This window comes from Holophagales bacterium, assembly GCA_016699405.1.
Taxonomy (GTDB): domain Bacteria; phylum Acidobacteriota; class Thermoanaerobaculia; order Multivoradales; family JAGPDF01; genus JAAYLR01.
On record CP064972.1, the window covers coordinates 3,683,077 to 3,700,355 of the forward strand.

At 70.7% G+C, this 17,279-nt stretch carries 19 protein-coding genes and 1 tRNA gene; 1 reads left to right on the plus strand and 19 read right to left on the minus strand.

Annotated features, from left to right (window positions below; all coding sequences use genetic code 11):
• Positions 1-31 precede the first annotated feature (31 nt).
• From hutH to IPJ17_15310, 6 genes are all read right to left on the minus strand, one after another.
• A complete protein-coding gene (gene hutH / locus IPJ17_15285) occupies positions 32-1,543 on the minus strand; it encodes a histidine ammonia-lyase (GenBank protein ID QQR72843.1) in 1,512 nt (503 codons plus the stop codon).
• A gap of 28 nt (positions 1,544-1,571) precedes the next feature.
• On the minus strand, positions 1,572-3,113 hold the full coding sequence (gene guaA, locus IPJ17_15290; GenBank protein QQR72844.1) for a glutamine-hydrolyzing GMP synthase: 1,542 nt from the start codon (positions 3,111-3,113) through the stop codon (positions 1,572-1,574).
• 97 nt (positions 3,114-3,210) lie between these two features.
• Positions 3,211-4,236, minus strand: coding sequence for an NAD(P)-dependent glycerol-3-phosphate dehydrogenase (locus tag IPJ17_15295; GenBank protein ID QQR72845.1), 1,026 nt, complete (start codon positions 4,234-4,236; stop codon positions 3,211-3,213).
• A 3-nt stretch (positions 4,237-4,239) separates the two neighbouring features.
• Entirely contained in the window at positions 4,240-4,863 is a 624-nt protein-coding gene (gene plsY, locus IPJ17_15300) for a glycerol-3-phosphate 1-O-acyltransferase PlsY (protein QQR72846.1), read from the minus strand.
• Complete coding sequence (gene thpR / locus IPJ17_15305) at positions 4,860-5,426, minus strand: RNA 2',3'-cyclic phosphodiesterase (GenBank protein QQR72847.1); 567 nt, start codon at positions 5,424-5,426, stop codon at positions 4,860-4,862. The genes plsY and thpR overlap by 4 nt, the downstream gene beginning before the upstream one ends.
• On the minus strand, positions 5,423-6,682 hold the full coding sequence (locus IPJ17_15310; protein ID QQR72848.1) for a CinA family nicotinamide mononucleotide deamidase-related protein: 1,260 nt from the start codon (positions 6,680-6,682) through the stop codon (positions 5,423-5,425). The genes thpR and IPJ17_15310 overlap by 4 nt, the downstream gene beginning before the upstream one ends.
• 68 nt (positions 6,683-6,750) lie before the next feature.
• On the opposite strand from IPJ17_15310, the gene IPJ17_15315 reads away from it, so the two are divergent.
• Positions 6,751-7,782: a hypothetical protein gene (locus IPJ17_15315; protein ID QQR72849.1), complete on the plus strand. Its 1,032-nt coding sequence runs from the start codon at positions 6,751-6,753 to the stop codon at positions 7,780-7,782.
• Positions 7,783-7,902: 120 nt separating this feature from the next.
• Here the strand turns inward: IPJ17_15315 and IPJ17_15320 are convergent, their stop codons facing one another.
• The 13 genes from IPJ17_15320 to IPJ17_15380 all read right to left on the minus strand — a co-directional run bounded on the left by IPJ17_15320 (position 7,903) and on the right by IPJ17_15380 (position 17,278).
• Positions 7,903-9,183 carry a thymidine phosphorylase gene (locus tag IPJ17_15320; GenBank protein QQR72850.1) on the minus strand — a complete coding sequence of 427 codons (1,281 nt, stop codon included), beginning with the start codon at positions 9,181-9,183 and terminating at the stop codon, positions 7,903-7,905.
• A gap of 60 nt (positions 9,184-9,243) precedes the next feature.
• On the minus strand, positions 9,244-9,981 hold the full coding sequence (locus tag IPJ17_15325) for a tetratricopeptide repeat protein (GenBank protein ID QQR72851.1): 738 nt from the start codon (positions 9,979-9,981) through the stop codon (positions 9,244-9,246).
• 39 nt (positions 9,982-10,020) lie between these two features.
• Positions 10,021-10,097, minus strand: a tRNA-Arg gene (locus IPJ17_15330).
• 38 nt (positions 10,098-10,135) lie between these two features.
• A complete protein-coding gene (locus IPJ17_15335; protein ID QQR72852.1) occupies positions 10,136-10,651 on the minus strand; it encodes an adenine phosphoribosyltransferase in 516 nt (171 codons plus the stop codon).
• A 4-nt stretch (positions 10,652-10,655) separates the two neighbouring features.
• The gene (locus IPJ17_15340; protein QQR72853.1) at positions 10,656-10,982 is read right to left on the minus strand and encodes an acylphosphatase; all 327 of its coding nucleotides are present in this window, start codon (positions 10,980-10,982) and stop codon (positions 10,656-10,658) included.
• Positions 10,960-11,610 (minus strand): protein-L-isoaspartate(D-aspartate) O-methyltransferase, encoded by a 651-nt coding sequence (locus IPJ17_15345; GenBank protein QQR72854.1) that lies wholly within the window; start codon positions 11,608-11,610, stop codon positions 10,960-10,962. Before IPJ17_15345 ends, IPJ17_15340 begins: the two co-directional genes overlap by 23 nt.
• Before the next feature lie 16 nt (positions 11,611-11,626).
• Positions 11,627-12,388 (minus strand): 5'/3'-nucleotidase SurE, encoded by a 762-nt coding sequence (gene surE, locus IPJ17_15350; GenBank protein ID QQR72855.1) that lies wholly within the window; start codon positions 12,386-12,388, stop codon positions 11,627-11,629.
• A 19-nt stretch (positions 12,389-12,407) separates the two neighbouring features.
• Positions 12,408-13,301, minus strand: a complete 894-nt coding sequence (gene mtnP / locus IPJ17_15355; protein ID QQR72856.1) for an S-methyl-5'-thioadenosine phosphorylase — start codon at positions 13,299-13,301, stop codon at positions 12,408-12,410.
• A gap of 105 nt (positions 13,302-13,406) precedes the next feature.
• Positions 13,407-14,351 (minus strand): Gfo/Idh/MocA family oxidoreductase, encoded by a 945-nt coding sequence (locus IPJ17_15360; protein QQR72857.1) that lies wholly within the window; start codon positions 14,349-14,351, stop codon positions 13,407-13,409.
• Positions 14,352-14,400: 49 nt separating this feature from the next.
• Positions 14,401-15,222, minus strand: coding sequence for an acyl-ACP--UDP-N-acetylglucosamine O-acyltransferase (gene lpxA / locus IPJ17_15365; protein QQR72858.1), 822 nt, complete (start codon positions 15,220-15,222; stop codon positions 14,401-14,403).
• Positions 15,219-15,692, minus strand: a complete 474-nt coding sequence (fabZ, locus tag IPJ17_15370; GenBank protein ID QQR72859.1) for a 3-hydroxyacyl-ACP dehydratase FabZ — start codon at positions 15,690-15,692, stop codon at positions 15,219-15,221. The genes lpxA and fabZ overlap by 4 nt, the downstream gene beginning before the upstream one ends.
• Positions 15,685-16,728 (minus strand): UDP-3-O-(3-hydroxymyristoyl)glucosamine N-acyltransferase, encoded by a 1,044-nt coding sequence (lpxD, locus tag IPJ17_15375; GenBank protein ID QQR72860.1) that lies wholly within the window; start codon positions 16,726-16,728, stop codon positions 15,685-15,687. Before lpxD ends, fabZ begins: the two co-directional genes overlap by 8 nt.
• A gap of 4 nt (positions 16,729-16,732) precedes the next feature.
• The gene (locus IPJ17_15380; protein ID QQR72861.1) at positions 16,733-17,278 is read right to left on the minus strand and encodes an OmpH family outer membrane protein; all 546 of its coding nucleotides are present in this window, start codon (positions 17,276-17,278) and stop codon (positions 16,733-16,735) included.
• Position 17,279 lies beyond the last annotated feature (1 nt).

The window sequence follows — 17,279 nt, forward strand, 5'->3', positions numbered from 1 at the left end:
GGAGCCGGCGTCCGCCCGGGGGACCACCCGGTCAGGCGAGCGACTCGAGGTGCCGGTCGAGCCGGGTTTCCAGGAGCGCCTCGGCCACCTGAAGGTCGGCCGACATCTCCCGATCGCGATCCCAGGCGGAGACCGATCGCCGCACCTCGGTGTGCAGCTCCTCGAGGGCCGAGGAGCTGCGCAGCGGTCGCAGCAGGTCGATTCCTTGCGCCGCGGCGAGGAGCTCGATCGCCAGGACCCGCCGCACGTTGACCACGACCTGCTGGAGCTTGAGCGCCGCTCCCATCCCCATCGACACGTGATCTTCCTTGTCGGCCGAGGTCGGGATCGAGTCGACGCTCGCCGGGTGCGCCAGGACCTTGTTCTCGGCCACCAACGCCGCCGCCGTGACCTGCGCCATCATGAATCCGGAATTGAGCCCCGCGTCTTCGACGAGGAACGGCGGCAGACCGGAGAACGCCGAATTGGTGAGCTTCTCGATCCGTCGCTCGGCGATCGAGGCGAGGTCGCAGAGGGAGATCGCCAGGAAGTCCGCGGCAAACGCCATCGGCACGCCGTGGAAGTTCCCTCCCGACAGGATCTCGGACTCTTCGGCGAAGACCAGCGGATTGTCCGTCGCGGCGTTCATCTCCACCGTCAGCTTCCGCTCGACGTCGGCGAGCACGTCGCGAACCGCACCATGGACCTGCGGCATGCAGCGGATCGAGTAGGGGTCCTGCACCCGAACGTCGCCGTCCCGGTGCGAGCCGCGAATCGCGGACCCCTGGATCAACCGCCAGAGGTTCGCGGCGCTCGTCATCTGTCCGGGGTGCGGCCGCGCCGCGTGGATCCGCCGGTCGAAAGCCGCATCGGTTCCTCGCAGCGCATCGGTCGACATCGCCCCGACGAGATCCGCCAGCTTGACGAGGCGCCGGGCCTCGAGAACCGCCAGGGCCAGCAGTGCCGTCATCGCCTGCGTCCCATTGACCAGCGCCAGCCCCTCTTTCGGACCGAGCCGGATCGGCGCCAACCCGCAACGCGCCAGGGCCTCGCCTCCGGGCAGGTCCTCCCCCCCGATCCTCGCCCGCCCGTGGCCGAGCAGCGGCAACGCCAGATGCGCCAGAGGCGCGAGATCGCCGCTGGCACCGACGGAGCCGCGCGACGGAACGACCGGCAGCATGTCGTGTCGTAGCAGCTCCAGCAGCGCCTCCAGCGTCTCGACCCGGATCCCCGAACGCCCGCGCGCCAGCGTGTTGGCACGCAGCAGCAGCATCGCGCGTACGGCGGACCGCGGCAGGGGCTCGCCCATCCCCGCGGCGTGCGAGAGCAGCAGACGCGTCTGCAGCTCCGAAAGCTGCTCGATGGGGATCCGCACGTTGGCGAGATTGCCGAAGCCGGTGTTGACGCCGTAGACCGCCGACCCGCCGTCGATGGCCCGCTCGATCACCGCGCGCGATTCGGCCACTCGTCGCCGCGCCGGCGCCGCGAGGATCGCCATCTCGTCCTCCCAGGCGACCGCGCGCAGCTGCTCCAGGGTCAAGGACTCGCCGTCCAACTCGATCATCTTCGCTCCTCGCCGCCGCACGGGCGGCTCACTCCCATTCGATCGTCGCCGGCGGCTTGGAGGTCACGTCGTAGACCACGCGGTTGATGCCGCGCACCTCGTTGACGATGCGGTTGGCGACACGCCCGAGCAGCTCGTGCGGCAGCTGGCTCCAGTCGGCCGTCATGAAGTCGTCGGTTTCCACGGCGCGCAGCGCCGCGACATTCTCGTAGGTGCGGAAGTCACCCATCACGCCGACACTGCGCACCGGCAGCAGGACGACGAAGGCCTGACTCACCCGGTCGTAAAGGCCGGCCTGACGCAGCTCGGCGAGGAAGATGGCGTCCGCCTCGCGCAGCACCGCGGCGCGCTCGGCAGTCACCTCGCCGAGGATCCGCACCGCCAGGCCGGGCCCAGGGAAGGGATGTCGGCCGATGAACTCCTCGGGGAGGCCGAGCTCTCGCCCGAGCTGTCGCACTTCGTCCTTGAAGAGCCAGCGCAGTGGCTCGAGCAGCTCGAAGCCGAGCCGCTCGGGGAGTCCGCCGACGTTGTGGTGCGACTTGATCACCGCCGAAGGACCGCGCACCGAGGTCGACTCGATGACGTCCGGGTAGAGCGTTCCCTGGGCGAGGAAATGGACTCCGTCGAGCTTTGCCGCCTCGCGCTCGAACGCGTCGATGAACAGGCGCCCGATGATCTTGCGTTTCTGCTCGGGATCCTCGACGCCGGCGAGCGCGGCGAAGAACTCCGCCGAGGCGTCGGCCGTCGTCACCGGGATTCCCAATCCAGCTTCGAGGCTCTGCTCGACCTGGAGGCGCTCGCCCTGGCGCAGCAGCCCGGTGTCGACGAAGACCGAGACCAGATGGTCGCCCACCGCCCGCTCGAGCAGTGCCGCCGTGACCGCCGAATCGACGCCTCCCGAAATGCCGCACAGAACACGGCGATCGCCGACCCGCTCGCGCAGCTGATGCGCCGCTTCGTCGAGATAGGAGGCCATCACCCAGTCGCCACGGGCGTGGCAGGCGCGGTAGAGGAAGTTGCGCAACATCACGCCGCCGTTGACGGTGTGGGAGACCTCGGGATGGAACTGGATCCCGAACAGCCCTCGCCCCGCGTGTTCGAACGCGACGATCCCCGCATTCGCACTGCGAGCGCAGACGGTGAACCCCGGAGGGAGCGACGTGACGTGGTCGCCGTGGCTCATCCAGACGGTCTCGTGTCGTTCGAGACCGGACAGCAGGGTCCCGGGCGCGGCAACCTCGACCTCGGCCCGACCGTACTCGCGCCGCGTCGCCGCCCGGACCTCTCCCCCGAGCGCCTGGGCGAGCGCCTGCATGCCGTAGCAGATCCCCAGCACCGGAATCCCGAGGTCGGCGAGCGCGGCGTCGGCGAGCGGCGCTCCCGCGTCGTACACACTCTGCGGTCCTCCGGAGAGGATGACCCCGATCGGCTCGCGCCGCCGGATCTCGGCGAGCGGCAGGTCGCAGGGATGGACCTCACAATAAACGCGGTTTTCCCTCACCCGACGCGCGATGAGCTGGGTGAACTGGCTGCCGTAGTCGAGGATCAGGATCGTCTGATGGGCGGCCATCTCATGCGCTCCTCGACTCCCTTCCGTCCCTGCCGTCGTCGCCCGAGACGGACCGGCGCGGTGACACCGTCCGATTCCGCCTCGGGCACACGAGAGATCAGAGCTCCGCCTCGGACTTCGGCTGCCGCCCCATGAGGTCGGCGATCGCCCGCCGCGGACTCTTGCCTTCGTACATGATCGCCACCATCTGCTCGATGATCGGCATCTCGACGGCGTGTTGCCGGGCCAGTTGCAGCAGCGCTACCGAATTGCGGACACCTTCGGCGACCATCGAGGTCCCGGCGAGGATCTCTGCCAGGGTCCGTCCCTCGGCGAGCTCGAGCCCCGTGCGGCGGTTCCGCGACAACGCGCCGGTGCAGGTCAGCACGAGGTCGCCGAGCCCGGCAAGACCGGAGAAGGTACGCACCTCTCCACCGCAGGCCACGCCGAGGCGGGCGATCTCGTGCAGCCCGCGCGTCATCAAGGCGGCCTGGGTGTTGTAGCCGAGGCCGAGGCCGCTCACCACGCCGGCCCCGATGGCGATCACGTTCTTCGCCGCCCCGACGATCTCCACCCCGACGACGTCTGCCGACCGGTAGAGCCGATAGGCCGGCGTCGCGAGTCGGCGCTGCAACTCGGCGGCGACCTCCGGGTCGGTGCTCGCTACGACCGCCGCCGACGGGGCGCCGACCGCGAGCTCCGCGGCGAAGTTGGGACCCGACAGGACTGCGAACCGGGTGAGCACCGCCGCGCTCGCCGACTCCTCGGCGATGACCTGACTCATCCGCCGCAGCGTCTCGAGCTCGATCCCCTTGGTGGCCGAGACGAGCAGGTGGGGAGCACCCGAGCCGCCGCGCGACTCGGGGAGGCGCAGGAGGTCGTGCACGACGCGACGGAATCCGTGCGACGGCACGGCGACGAGAATCGGCTCGCACGAGGCGCAGAGCGCGAGGTCCGAGGTCACCTCCAGCCCCTCGGGGAGCTCGACGCCGGGCAGATAGGCCTCGTTGACCCGCCGCTCCGCCAGGCGGGTCGCGGCGTCGCGACGACGCGCCCAGAGCACCACGTCGTTGCCGGCCGAGGCCAGGTGAACGGCCAGCGCCGTGCCGAACGATCCTGCGCCGAGTACCGCGATCCGTGACATCGCTCAGTCCTTACCGGGTCGCGAGGAGCGCAGGCGCGGCTCGGTGCCGGCGAGCAGACGTCGCAGGTTGCCGTGGTGTTTGGCCAGGACGAGCAGCGCGATGCCGCACGAGCCGAGCCAGATCTCGCGCGGCGGCGGCGCGGTGACTCCGGCTGCGCCCAGCGCCCAGGCGAGGGCCGGAAGGGCGAGCGCGGCAGCGATCGATCCGATCGAGACCACCCGGGTCGCCGCCACGGCCAGAGCGAAGACCAGGAGCGCGGCGAGCGCCGCCGCGGGCAGCAGAACCACCAGCGACCCGGCGGCGGTGGCCACGCCCTTGCCGCCGCGAAAGCCGAAGAAGATCGGATAGACATGTCCCAACACGGCAGCGAGCGCCGCGCCGCCGATCGCCGCCGACCCGAGCCCGAGCGCCCGCGCGACGGCGACGGGAACAGCGCCCTTGGCCAGGTCGAGCGCCAGGACCAGCGCCGCCGCGGGTCCGCCCGCGGCACGCAGCACGTTCGTCGCCCCGGCGTTCCCGCTGCCGACGGCGCGCAGATCGCGGCCCTGGAGCAGCCGCACGACCAGCACCGCGAACGAGATCGAGCCGAGCAGGTAGGCGACGGCCGCCACCGCGAGCGCCGTCATGCGCGAGCTCCGGCGAGCGCGAAGCGCGCCACGTCGCGATAGCGCGATCCGCCGCGTCCGAGCTCGCTCTCCACCAGCGCGAGATGATCGACCGGAACCCGCTCGCCACGCAGCGGCTCCAGGAGGTCGACGAACCGTCGGACCGACTCGGCTTCCCATGGCGGTTCACAGCGCGCCAGCGTCAGGTGAGGATGGAACGGCTTCGGGTCGGGACGCTCGACGAACGGACCACCGGACTGCGCCACCCGCCGTCGCAGCTCGTCGAAGGCCTCTCCTCCGTCGACTCCCATCCAGAGCACACGCGCTCTCGCCGGGCCCGGGAAAGAGCCGCCTCCGCCCAACCGGGCCTCGAAGCGGGCGACCGGCCCGACCGCCCGGCCGAGCTCGGCGACGAGCCCGTCGAGTCGATCGCTTGCCACCTCGCCGAGAAAGAGAAGGGTCAGATGCAGCTTCTCCGCTCTTTCCCAGCGCGCCGCCGGCCTCCGGCCGCGCAGCGGCTCGACGGCGGCGAGGAGCCCATGACGCAGCGGCTCGGGCAGCGGCAGGGCGACGAACAGCCTCATCGCTCCCCCTCACGCCGCAGAAGCCGGCGCCGCAGCATCTCGAGCGCGAGCTGGGTTGCCTGCCAGCGGACGCGTTCGCGATCGCCCGGCAGTCGCACGCACCGGTGCTCGACGAACGGCTCGGGATCCATGCCGTCCAGCGCCAAGTGGACGGTACCGACGGGCTTCTCCTCCGTTCCACCGCCCGGACCGGCGACGCCGGTGATCGCCAGTCCGTAGGTCGTCCCGGCGAGGGCGCGAATCGCGTCGGCCATCTGCCGCGCCACCGGTTCGCTCACCGCTCCGTGGGCGACGAACATCGCCTCGGGAACGCCGAGGAGATCCCGCTTGAAACCGTTGTCGTAGGCCACCACGCCGCCCATCAAGAAGCCGCTCGCTCCCGGAATGCGGGTGAGCCGCTCGCAGAGCAGGCCCCCGGTGCACGACTCGGCGACCGCCAGGGTCGAGCCCATCGTGTTCAAGCGCTCCGCCACCACCGCTTCGAGCGTCGTCCGATCGTCGGCGGCGAACACCGCCTCGCCGAGAAGTGCCCGCGCCTCGCGCTCCGCCCGGTCGAGCTCGCCCGTCCTCACCGCGGGAGGGGCGTTCGAGGCCAGTCGGACGCGCACCTCACCCGGCGAGCAGAGCAAGGTCACCCGCTCCCGGCCATGGCTGGCATAGAGCGGCAGGAGGCGCTGGTCGACCTCCGACTCGGGCATGCAGGCGACTCGCAGCGTTCGCACTTCACTCCCCTGACGGGGTCGCCGCTGCGTCAGCCAGGGGACGAGGTGGTCGGCCGCCAGCCCCTCGAGCTCGTAGGGAACACCGGGAAAGAGGAAGAGCGTGCAGCTTCCGCTGGCGGTCCGCTGGCCGGGAGCGGTGCCTCGAGGATTGACCAGCGCGTCGCCTCCGGCGAGCAGATCGGCCTGCTTGCGGTTGGCCGGAGGCATCGTCCGACCGAACGACGCAAAGCGGGCCGCGATCGCCGCCTCGACCTCCGGGCTCCGGACGAGCTCGACCCCGAGGGCCTCCGCCACTCCCTCGCGCGTCACGTCGTCCGCCGTCGGGCCGAGACCGCCGCAGACCAGCAGCAGCTCGTGCCGGACCACGAGACGGGAAACCTCCTCGGCGATCGCCCGGACGTCGTCGCCGACGACGCTCTTGCGTTCGACCGGGACCCCGAACTCGGCGAGCAGGGCGGCGAGCGTGAGCGAGTTGGTGTCGAGACGGTCGGCGCCGAGGAGCTCCGAGCCGACGGCCAGGATGGCGGCGCGCATCGCGGGCGATGATAGCAAGGGCGCAGCGACCTCTCGACGGCGTTCCGCGGTTGATACAATGCTCCCGCATGCGATTTCCCCGGGTCGTTCTTGCCCTGATCGCCGGCAGCGTCCTCGCGGCCGCATCGTCCCCCCGGCGTGAGCTGGTTGCGGCCACGGACCTCGACTCGGGGCTGCTCGCCCGGCCGACGGCCGGCGGGATTCGTGTCGAACAACCGGGACGGTCCCCGATCTCGATTCTCCTGCCGGACGGCGCGCAGATCGCGGGCCTCATCCCTCTCCACCAGGGGTGGATGGTCGCCGGCACCCGCCCGCAGGAGGCCGGGAGCGAGTTGCTCCTCCTGCAGCATCGCGGCGCCGCGCAACGCGACCTCCCGGCACCCGCGGAACGGAGCGGACGGTGGCGAACCTCGCCGGTTGCCGTCACGGTCGGCCAGCGCCTGCAGACGCTCGTTTGGCTCGAAGGGGATCGCCGCGACGCCATGGCGGTGCGTGCCGCGCGCTGGCTGGGCGACCGCTGGTCGCCGACCGAGACCGTGTCGCCCGTCGGCCGAGGCAGCCAGCTCGCGCTCGCCGCCACGGCGCTTGCCGACGGCGAGGTGCTCGCCGTGTGGAGCGCGTTCGACGGCCAGGACGACGAGATCTTCTGGAGTCGTACGCAAGGAGGGCGCTGGTCGGTGCCCGACCGCGTCGCCGCAGACAACGCGGTCCCGGACATCACACCGACGGTGACGACGCTCCCGGGCGGAGCGCTTGTCGCCTGGAGTCGCTACACGCCGTCCGGCTACGAGTTGGTCGGGGCACGCTTCGATGGGACCCGCTGGCTCGCCGACTCGCCACTGCGTGAGCCGGGGACTCTCTTCCCGAGCTTTGCTCGCAGCGGCGGCGACCTCGTGTTGCTCTGCCGGCGGGCCGGAGCCGCACCCGGCTGGGCCGCGCTTCGACTCGACGGGTCCGGCAGCGTGTCGGCGCGGACGTCGGTCGCCGACCCGAACGAGGAGCGCCCCTCGCTCTCGCGGACGCAAGCCGACGCGATCCGTTTTCTCTGGAACGACCGCTCGGTCGACGGACGCTGGTCGGCGGTCCTCGCTCCGCGCTAGCGGGCGAGTCGGCGCGGGAAGCGTCGCCACGAACGCGCTTCGCCGTTCGGCGGCGTCACCGATCCGGCAGCGACCTGGCCCGAGGTGACGACGGCGGGCGAGCGCGCGGCGGTCGGCAGGCTAGATCTTCTCGCCGAGCAGAACGGGGACGGTACCCGACTCGCCGATCTCGAAGCAGGCCGAGAAGCGCTCGGTCAGTGAGGGATCGGCGCGACGCAGGAAGAGCCGGGCGATCTCCTGCCCGCGCTCGACCCGGGCTCCGACCTTGAGCGGCGTCTGCAGGGCGACTTCGAGGTCGACCCGGTCCCCCGGAACGCGCCGTCCTGCTCCGGCCTCGACCAGCAACATCCCGATCTGCCGCGTGCGGATCCGCGAGATCACACCGTCGGCCCCGGCGAGCAGCGGCTCCTCGACCGGGGCGAGCGGCAACTGCGGTGCGTCGAGCCAGCGCCGGTTGCCGCCGTGCTCGGCGAGTGCCCGCGTCCACGCCTCGCGCGCTCGACCGGAGGCGATGGCACCTTCGAGCTCGACGCGCGTCGTCGGCCGGCCGAGCAGCGACGCCAACCCCTCGGCCAGATCGTAGGTCACCGCCATCGTGTCGGCGGGGCCGCGGCCTTCGAGGCAGTCGTACGTCTCCCGCATCTCGGCGGTGTTGCCGCTCCACTCGCCGAGCGGCTGGCTCATGTCGGTGAGCCGTGCCGCTGCCCCCACACCCACCTCGCGGCTCGTTTCGACGAGCAGCCGGGCGAGCTCGCGTGCCGCGGCGAGCTCGGGGAGGAAAGCGCCGTCCCCGGTCTTGACGTCGAACATCACCGCCGCCGCGCCGGTGGCCAGCTTCTTGGAGAGAATGCTGGCCACGATCAGCGGCAACGAATCGACCGTCGCGGTGACGTCGCGCAGGGAGTAGAGCTTGCGGTCCGCCGGCGCGATGCCGCGGGTCGCGACTCCGAGCGCCATGCCGACCGACGCGAGGAGCGAGAGCGTGCGCGTGCGATCCAGCTCGAGGTCGATCCCCGGCACGCATTCCAGTTTGTCGGCGGTTCCGCCGGTGTGCCCGAGCCCGCGACCGGTGAGCATCGCCACCGGGATGCCGCAGGCGGCGAGCAGTGGGGCGAGGACGAGCGACACCTTGTCGCCGACGCCGCCGGTCGAGTGCTTGTCGCCGACGCCGGGAAAGGCGCGGGCCAGCTCCCACCGCTCGCCCGAGTCGAGCATCGCCAACGTCAGGTCCCGGGTTTCGGCGAGGTCGAGACCGCGGATCGCGGCAGCCATGAGGAAGGCGCCGAGTTGCGCGTCGCTCCAGCTGCCGTCGGTGGCGCCGGCGACCACCTCGGCGATCGCCGCCGAGTCGAGCCGTCGGCCGGCTCGCTTTTCCGCGAGAATGGCGTAGGGAGAGCTCATCGGGGTTCCACGTGCTGGCGGCCGGCCCGGGCGACCTGCCCGGACCGGTGGCCGCCGCGATCAGCCGATACCGGGCGTCGCCGCGCCGCCGAGCCGCTGGGCTTCCGAACGAAGCGGCGAGCGAGGGAACTCCTCGACCAGGCGGCGGAAGGTCGACTTGGCCTCCCCGTCCTTGCCGAGCTGCTGCAGGGTCAGCCCGAGCTGATAGAGCACCACGTCCTCGGGCAGTGGCCGCTCCTCGGAGTGCTCGAGCATCCGACGCAGGCGGGTCACCAGATCCTCCCCGTGCCCTTCTTCCCGGTCGAGGCGCATCAGATTGAGCTGGGCGGTGGCACCCATCGCCGTCTCGCCCTCCGCCTTGGCGAAGGTCTCCCAGTGGCGCCGCGCCGCAGCCTTGTCCCCTTCGGCCATCGCGATCTCGCCGAGATAGAGCTCGGCGACGTGCGCTGCCTTGGGTGCCAGGGTCCGGCCGGCGATCGCCGAGAAGAGGCTCTTGGCCCGGTCACGCCGCGCACTCTCGGTGGAGAACGTCGGCTTGTCGGCGTCGTCGGGCTTCGCCCCTTCGGTCACGATCTCGGCGGTGTAGATGCGCATCGCCCGCGCCAGCTCTTCGTTGAGCTGCGAGGTCCGATGCCCGGCCCACAGGTAGAGACCCAGGCCGACCACACCGGCGAGCAGCAGCCCGGCGAAGCCCATCACCAGCTGCCGGGTGTGATGCTCGGCGTACTCGATGCCGTGGGCGACGATCTCCCCGAGCTCGTTGCGCTCGAGGTCATGCTTGGTCAAGCGATCCGACATGCCTTCTTCTCCGCGTTGGCCGTTTTCGGGACGAGTCGCTGGTGCGGCTGGGAGGATTCGAACCCCCGACCAAGAGCTTAGGACGCTCCTGCTCTGTCCAGCTGAGCTACAGCCGCCCGACGGGCGAGTATATTCCGCCTCGCGCCGCTCCGGCTCAGTACTTGATCAGGGACTCGACCGGGTGCGGGGCCAGGAACCCCCGTCCCGCGAGTCCCAGCAGCTCGATGACGAAGCCGAATCCGACCACCTCGCCGCCCAGCGCCTGCACCATCTCGGCGGTGGCTCGGGCGGTCCCGCCGGTGGCGACGAGGTCGTCGACGACCAGCACCCGCTCGCCCGGCAAGACACCGTCGGCGTGCATCTGCAGTCGATCGGTGCCGTACTCGAGGTCGTACGAGCGCTCCACCGTCGCCGCGGGGAGCTTGCCGGGCTTGCGCACCGGGACGAACCCGGCGTTGAGGTTGTAGGCGAGGATCGGCGCGAACATGAAGCCGCGCGACTCGATGCCGATCACCTTGTGCACGTCGAGGTGGGCGAACAGCCAGGTGAATCGGTCCACCGTCATCCGCAGCGCCAGCGGATCCGAAAGCAGCGTGGTGATGTCGTAGAAGAGGATCCCCGGCTTGGGGAAATCCGGCACCTCGCGGATGAACTGCTTGAGGTCGTTCATCGTCCTATTCTCCGTTTCGGATCTCGAATCCTGCCCAACCGGGCTCGCTGCCCCGCCATTCTTCGATCAACCGCTCAACGCGTGACGACCCGGGCCCGGCGGCGAGTCGTCGCGCCAGGTCGTCGAGGTCGGCTTCAGGGCCCGCGGCCGCCACCACCACCGAACCGTCGGCAGCGTTGGCCACCCACCCCGCGAGACGCCGGTCGCGCGCCGCCTGCCAGACGAAGCGCCGAAAGCCGACGCCCTGAACCCGTCCTTCGACGCGCCAGCGACGGGCACCCGAAGGAAGACTCTCCTGGCCGCTCACCCTAGCCCCCGGCCTCCCAACCATGCCGGCCCACCAGCGGGACGAAGGCGACCTCTTCGCCCTCACGCCGCCGCACGCCGCGCGCCAGCCGTTCGTAGACGATCAGCCGCTGCCCTTGCGTCGTCCCTTCCGGGATCACCAGCCGCCCCTTGGGCCCGAGCTGGTCGAGCAACGGTCGCGGCACCGACGGCGCCCCGGCGGTGACCAGGATGCGATCGAACGGCGCGACCTCGCTCCACCCGACCGTCCCGTCGAAGACCTGGACTTTCACGTTCCCCACGCCGAGCTCGCGCAGGCGACGGATCGCTTGATGAGCCAGCTCGCCGACGCGCTCGAGGCTGTAGACCCAACGCGCCAGCCGGGCGAGGATCGCCGTCTGGTAGCCCGATCCGGTCCCGATCTCCAGCACCTTGTGCTCCGCGGCGACCTCGAGCTGCTCGGTCATCCGCGCCACGATGTAGGGCTGCGAGATCGTCTGGCCGGAGCCGATGGGCAAGGCGTGATCGCCGTAGGCCTGGGCCCTCAGGTGCTCGCGCACGAAGAGGTGGCGCGGCACCTCGCGCATCGCTTCGAGCACGCGCGGATCGTGCACCCCACGACCGGCGACGAGCTCGCGGACCATCCGCTCCCGCAACAGCGCGTAGTCGCTCATCGCACGGCCCGCCGGCTCAGGCCGGCGCAACCTCGCGGGCCAGGCGCTCGCGCAGCGGTGTCATCGAGGCGAGGGCGCGGTAGTCGGTCAGATCGAGGTGCAGGGGGGTGACCGAGACGAGACCGCGGGAGAGCGCCTCGTGGTCGGTCCCCGCGTCCGAACGCCACTCGGGCGTGCCGGCGATCCAGAAGTAGCGCCTGCCCCGCGGATCTTCCTTCTCCACCACGACCTGCTGGTAGACGCGGTGACCGAGCCGCGCGAAGGCGATGCCCTTCGGCTCGCCGGCCGGAAAGTTGACGTTGAGCAGGAGGCTCGCCGCGGGCGGCTCGGCGAGCACCGTCTCGACGATGCGGCGGGCGAGGGCGGCCGAGCGCACGAAGGATGCCCCCTCGCCCACCTCCTGACTGAAGGCGATCGACGCGAGGCCGAGCAGCGACGCTTCGAACGTCGCGCTGACCGTCCCCGAGTAGGTCACGTCGTCGCCGAGGTTCAGCCCGTTGTTGATCCCCGAGACCACCAGGTCCGGCGGCGTGTCGCGCAACAGCCAGAGGACCGCGAGGTTCACGCAGTCGGTGGGGGTCCCGTCGACGCTGTACCAGCCCTCGCCGTGCTCGTGCAGGCGCAGCGGTCGCTGCAGCGTCAGGGAGTGCCCGCTGGCGCTCTGCTCGCGATCGGGAGCGACGACGATGACCTCACCGAGCGCGCGGAGCTCCTCCGCCAGCGCGCGGATCCCTTCGGCCTGAAAGCCGTCGTCGTTGGTGACGAGGATCCGGGTCATGACCCGTTCGCTTCGCGGCTCAGCGCTTCCAGGCGAGCTGCGGGCCGGTGCGGTCGAGGTAGCGGCCGAGGATCGGCTCGAGCTTGGCGAGGGTCGCCGCCGGGACCAGGTGGGCAGGCGTGATGAGCGACATGTGCAGGGCGTCGGCGCAGTCGTTGGCCACGTCGTCGCCGAGCGAGCCGATGGCGCGACGGACGACGTCCTGGGCCAAGGCGACGTTCCGCCGCAGCACCTCCATCACGCCTTCGCCCGAGACGGCCTCTTCCTCGTCGTGCCAACAATCGTAGTCGGTGATCATCGCCAGCGTGGCATAGGCCATCTCGGCCTCCCGCGCCAGTTTGGCCTCCTGCAGGTTGGTCATGCCGATCACGTCCATGCCCCACTGCCGGTAGACCTCCGATTCGGCGCGGGTGGAGAACTGCGGCCCTTCCATGCAGAGGTAGGTACCGCCCTCGTGGACCGTCGCACCGGCCGCCCGCGCCGCGGCGAGGAGCACGCCGGCGAGTCGCAGGCTGACCGGACGCGCCAGCGAGGTGTGGGCGACGATCCCGTCGCCGAAGAAGGTGTCGGGCCGGTGGCGCGTGCGATCGAAGAACTGGTGAGGCACGACGATGTGGCCCGGCTGGTACTCGAGCTTCATCGAGCCGACGGCGGAGACCGAGATGAGGAACTCGACACCGAGCGTCTTGAAGCCGTAGATGTTGGCGCGGTAGTTGAGCTCCGTCGGCAGGAACCGGTGGCCGCGGGCGTGGCGAGCCAGGAAGGCGACCGGCCGGCCGGCGAGCTCGCCGATCACGTAGGCGTCGGACGGCGGGCCGAAGGGCGTCTCGATCCGCCGCTCCTCGTGGACCACCAGCCCGTCCATCTCGTAGAGACCGCTGCCGCCGATGACTCCGATGCGAACCTTGCCCATCACTTCCTCCTCGCGCGCGCGCCGTCCGCTCACTCGCGATTGACCGCGCTTGCCCGCTCTCTCTTGGCCCGTTGAATGGTGGCGGCGCGACGGGAACGCCGCGCCTCAGGAGCCGGCGGAGTCTAGCACACGGCCGTCGATCGCCCCGGCGACGGCGAGGGCCGTGGCCAACGCCTGTCGGCCCTGCGCGCCGCTCACCTGACGCACCGTCTTGCCGTGGCACGCGGCGACGAAGGCCTCGAGCTCGCGGCGCAGCGGCTCGGCCCGTTCGACCGCCAGATCGGCCGCGACGATCCGTCGTTCGCCCCCTTCGGAGAGCAAGCGATAGCCCTTGATCTCCTGCTGCGGATAGTCGCAGGAGTAGTACGCGCTCGGCAGGAAGAGCCGCAGCTTGCGACTGCGATCGGCCGAGACGCGCGAGGCCGTCAGGTTCGCGACCGCACCGGACCCGAGCGCGATCCGGGCGCTGGCGATGTCGACCTTCGGCGAGAGCACGGCGATCCCGGTGGCCCGGACCTCGGCGACCGGGGAGGGATCGAGTGCGTGGAGGATCTGCAGGTCGTGGATCATCAGGTCGAGGACGACGTCGACGTCGAGGCTGCGCGCAGTGAAGATGCCGAGCCGCTCCGCCTCGAGGAAGCGCGGCGGCAGCCCGAGCTTGAGTAGCGCCTGCACCGCCGGATTGAAGTACTCGACATGGCCGACGGCGAGAACGCGGTCGCCGGCCGCCGCGATCAGACGATCCGCCTCGGCGAGGGAGGGGGCGATCGGCTTCTCCACCAGGACGTGGAGACCGCGGCCGAGCAGCTCGCAACCCAGCGACGCGTGGTCGACCGTCGGCACCGCGAGAACGACCGCTTCCACCTCGGCGAGCAGCGCCTCGAGGTCGGACCAGGCCTTCGTTCCGTGCTCGCCGGCGACCGCGGTGGCGACCCCGTGGTCCCGATCGTGGACGCCGACCAGACGGGCCCCGGGGAGCGAGGCGAGGATTCGCGTGTGGTGACGGCCGAGCGCACCGGTACCGACCACGGCAATAGGGAGATCGCTCATCTTGGAGATCCTCTCGGCGCGAGCCGCGGCGGTACCGGCGCTCGCGCGTTCACTCCTCCTGGGCTTCGTCCGCGCCGCGCCGGCCAGGAAGCGCCTTGCAGACGCCACGGCGGCTGTGGCGGACGAACTCGACGAAATAACGGACCTCGGGCTCGCCGCCGAGCTCGGACTCCAGCCGCGCGAGAGCCTGGCTCGTGTTCAACCCCGATCGCAGGAAGATCCGCAGCCCGGCCTCGAGGGCCTTGAGCGTCTCCGCGCTGAAGCCCTTGCGTCGCAGGCCGATCCGGTTGAGACCGAAGCACGCCGGCCGGATTCCCACCGTCTTGACGAACGGCAGCGCGTCGGTCAACAGCCGGGAGAATCCCCCGATGTAGGCGTGCCGGCCGACCCGGCAGAACTGATGAACCGCCGAGAAGGCGCCGATCGCGGCGTCGTCGCCGACCTCGACATGTCCGGCGAGCGTTCCCGAGTTGGCGAAGAGCACGCGATCGCCGACCTGGCAGTCGTGGGCGATGTGCGAATAGACCATGAACAGGCCGTCGCTGCCGACGCGCGTCAGGCCGCCCCCCTTGCCGGTCCCACGATGAACGGTGCAGAACTCGCGGAAGTGATTGCGGTCGCCGATCTCGAGCGCCACGCGCTCGCCGGCAAACTTCAGATCCTGCGGCGGGAAGCCGATCGCCGCGTGGGCGTAGATCCGGTTCTCGCGGCCGATGCGGGTCGGGCCCTGCACCTGGGCGCCGGCACCGATCTCGGTCCCTTCGCCAATCGTCACTTCCGCCCCGACGACGGCGTGGGGTCCGATCACCACACCGTCCGCAAGCTCGGCCGCAGGGTCGACGACAGCCGTGGGGTGGATACGGGCGGTCATTTCTCGGCCTCCTCCGCCTGGCGGTAGTTCATGATCGTCGACAGCATGTCGGCCTCGGCGCAAAGGCGTCCGTCGACCAGCGTTCGCCCGCGGACGTGGCAATGCGACTGCCGCAGGCGGATGACCTCGACCTCGAAGCGCGCCTGATCGCCCGGAACCACCGGATGGCGGAAGCGTGCCCGGTCGATCCCGAGGAAGTAGAGCAGCTTGTTGGCGCGGTCCGTGGCGTCGTGCATCAGGAGGATGCCACCCGCCTGGGCCATCGCCTCCACCAGCAGCACACCGGGCACGACCGGATGGTGGGGGAAGTGCCCCTGGAAGAACTCCTCGTTGATGGTGAAGTTCTTGATCGCCACGATCCTTTTCTTCGGCTCCATCTCGAGGACACGGTCGACCAACAGGAACGGATAGCGGTGCGGCAGCACCGACTGCACCCAGAGGCTGTCCCAGCGATGCGGCTGATCACTCAACGGCAGTCTCCTCCCGGCCGGCGGCCGACGTGTCGGCTCGGCGCTCGAGACGGCGCAGACGCCGTCCCAGGTCGACGAGTCGCTTCAACATGACGACCTGGCGCCGCCAGGCGCCGGCCTCCTCGGCGGGAATTCCCGCCACCTGCGTCCCGGCTGGAACCGAGTCGAACACGGCGGACTTGGCGGCGACGCGCACGCCGTTGCCCAATTCGACGTGCCCGACGACGCCCGCCTGCCCGGCCAACACGACACCGTCGCCGAGCCGGGCGCTGCCGGCGATCCCCGCCTGGCCGCAGAGGATCGCCGCCCGTCCGACCGAGACGTTGTGCGCGATCTGCACCAGGTTGTCGATCTTAGAATGCGCGCCGATCGAGGTCACGCCGAGCGTCGCCCGGTCGATGGCGGTGTTGGCGCCGATTTCGACATCGTCGCCCACCTCGACGTGTCCCACTTGCGGGATCTTCACCGGCACACCGCCCTCGGCGGCGTAGCCGAATCCGTCGCTGCCGAGAACGGTTCCCGCATGCACGACGACCCGCTGACCGAGCTTCGTCCCGTCGTAGAGGACGACGTGCGGGTGAAGCACGCAGCCCTCCCCCACCGCGCAGTCCCGGCCGACGACGACGTGCGGATGTACGACCGCCCCGGCCGCCACCCGGCTCCGCTCGCCGATGACGGCGAACGGGCCGAGATGGGCTGCGGCGTCGACCTCGGCACCGACACCGACGATGGCGGTCGGGTGGATCCCCGGCGGAAGCGGGGCTGGCGGGTTCAGGCGAGCGAGGATCGCGGCAAAGGCGCGGTAGGGATCGCCGACGACGACCTGTGCGCCGGCGAACCCCTCGAGCCTCTCCCGCACCAGGAGGGCACCCGCCCGACTGGCGACCGCCTGGGCGCGGTAGCGTGGATTGGCGAGGAACGACAGGTCCTCCGGCCCGGCCTCGGCGAGGCCGCGCAGACCGAGGATCGGCAACTCGCCGTCGCCTTCGAGGGCGCCGCCGACCCATCCGGCCAGCTCGGCCAGCCGGCGCCTCATCGCCTCACTTCCCCTTGGCGGCGTCGAACCGCTGCACCACGAGCTGGGTGATGTCCGTCGAGTCGTCGGCGTAGACCAGCCCGCTCTGGAACTTGTTGAACACCAGCGTGTAGCCGAACTCCTTGCCCACCTGCTCGATCACCGGCATGACCTTCCGTTCGACGTCCGCCAGCGTGGTGTCGCGCGCCTTCTGCAGATCGCGGTCGGCGTCGTCGGAGAAGCGGCGGAACGAGATCACCTTATCCTCGAGCTGCTTTTCCATCTCGGCGATCTTGTCCTCGGCCAGCGAGAGGCGCCCTTCGTTGAGTCGCTTGCGCAGGCCTTCGATCTCGTCCTGCTTGGCCTTCCCTTCGGCAACCTTGTCGTCGTTGAGCTTCTTCAGCTTCGCCAACGCCTCCTTGCCGTAGGCCGAGTCCGTGACCAGCCGCTGGACGTCGATGAGGGCGATCTTCAACGGCTTGTCTCCACTCTGGGCGATCGCCGGCGAAACGGCGGTCGCCGCGAGAGCGAGGAGGCAGACGGCGGGGAGGATGAATCGCACGCGCTTCATG

What these genes read in the sequence shown, in the direction of transcription:
- hutH (QQR72843.1), bottom strand. Translation starts at nt 1,543, where the DNA reads ATGATCGAGTTGGACGGCGAGTCCTTGACCCTGGAGCAGCTGCGCGCG.
- guaA (QQR72844.1), bottom strand. Translation starts at nt 3,113, where the DNA reads ATGGCCGCCCATCAGACGATCCTGATCCTCGACTACGGCAGCCAGTTC.
- IPJ17_15295 (QQR72845.1), bottom strand. Translation starts at nt 4,236, where the DNA reads ATGTCACGGATCGCGGTACTCGGCGCAGGATCGTTCGGCACGGCGCTG.
- plsY (QQR72846.1), bottom strand. Translation starts at nt 4,863, where the DNA reads ATGACGGCGCTCGCGGTGGCGGCCGTCGCCTACCTGCTCGGCTCGATC.
- thpR (QQR72847.1), bottom strand. Translation starts at nt 5,426, where the DNA reads ATGAGGCTGTTCGTCGCCCTGCCGCTGCCCGAGCCGCTGCGTCATGGG.
- IPJ17_15310 (QQR72848.1), bottom strand. Translation starts at nt 6,682, where the DNA reads ATGCGCGCCGCCATCCTGGCCGTCGGCTCGGAGCTCCTCGGCGCCGAC.
- IPJ17_15315 (QQR72849.1), top strand. Translation starts at nt 6,751, where the DNA reads ATGCGATTTCCCCGGGTCGTTCTTGCCCTGATCGCCGGCAGCGTCCTC.
- IPJ17_15320 (QQR72850.1), bottom strand. Translation starts at nt 9,183, where the DNA reads ATGAGCTCTCCCTACGCCATTCTCGCGGAAAAGCGAGCCGGCCGACGG.
- IPJ17_15325 (QQR72851.1), bottom strand. Translation starts at nt 9,981, where the DNA reads ATGTCGGATCGCTTGACCAAGCATGACCTCGAGCGCAACGAGCTCGGG.
- IPJ17_15335 (QQR72852.1), bottom strand. Translation starts at nt 10,651, where the DNA reads ATGAACGACCTCAAGCAGTTCATCCGCGAGGTGCCGGATTTCCCCAAG.
- IPJ17_15340 (QQR72853.1), bottom strand. Translation starts at nt 10,982, where the DNA reads ATGGTTGGGAGGCCGGGGGCTAGGGTGAGCGGCCAGGAGAGTCTTCCT.
- IPJ17_15345 (QQR72854.1), bottom strand. Translation starts at nt 11,610, where the DNA reads ATGAGCGACTACGCGCTGTTGCGGGAGCGGATGGTCCGCGAGCTCGTC.
- surE (QQR72855.1), bottom strand. Translation starts at nt 12,388, where the DNA reads ATGACCCGGATCCTCGTCACCAACGACGACGGCTTTCAGGCCGAAGGG.
- mtnP (QQR72856.1), bottom strand. Translation starts at nt 13,301, where the DNA reads ATGGGCAAGGTTCGCATCGGAGTCATCGGCGGCAGCGGTCTCTACGAG.
- IPJ17_15360 (QQR72857.1), bottom strand. Translation starts at nt 14,351, where the DNA reads ATGAGCGATCTCCCTATTGCCGTGGTCGGTACCGGTGCGCTCGGCCGT.
- lpxA (QQR72858.1), bottom strand. Translation starts at nt 15,222, where the DNA reads ATGACCGCCCGTATCCACCCCACGGCTGTCGTCGACCCTGCGGCCGAG.
- lpxD (QQR72860.1), bottom strand. Translation starts at nt 16,728, where the DNA reads ATGAGGCGCCGGCTGGCCGAGCTGGCCGGATGGGTCGGCGGCGCCCTC.
- IPJ17_15380 (QQR72861.1), bottom strand. Translation starts at nt 17,278, where the DNA reads ATGAAGCGCGTGCGATTCATCCTCCCCGCCGTCTGCCTCCTCGCTCTC.